This window comes from Paenibacillus sp. 203 (assembly GCF_037027525.1).
GTDB lineage: Bacteria > Bacillota > Bacilli > Paenibacillales > Paenibacillaceae > Paenibacillus > Paenibacillus polymyxa_B.
This window is the reverse complement of record NZ_JAXCHD010000121.1, coordinates 1-200: the sequence shown is the minus strand read 5'-3', so window position 1 is coordinate 200 and position 200 is coordinate 1. Positions and strand designations below refer to the sequence as shown.

Below are 200 nucleotides of genomic sequence, written 5' to 3'. Positions count from 1 at the left end.
GTTTGCGGTACGGGCACCTTCTCCTGGCTAGAGGCTTTTCTTGGCAGTCTGAGATCATGACCTTCGCTACTATAATTTTCGCTCCCCATCACAGCCCAGCCTTACGATGTGCGGATTTGCCTACACACCAGCCTCACTGCGTAGACGGACATCCATCAGTCCGCGTCACTACCCTACTGCGTCACCCCATCGCTCATAAC

Annotated in this window: 1 rRNA gene; it reads right to left on the bottom strand. The window is 54.5% G+C overall.

What is annotated here, in order from left to right:
- A 23S ribosomal RNA gene (locus WA407_RS26685) occupies window positions 1–200 on the bottom strand; the annotation flags it as partial.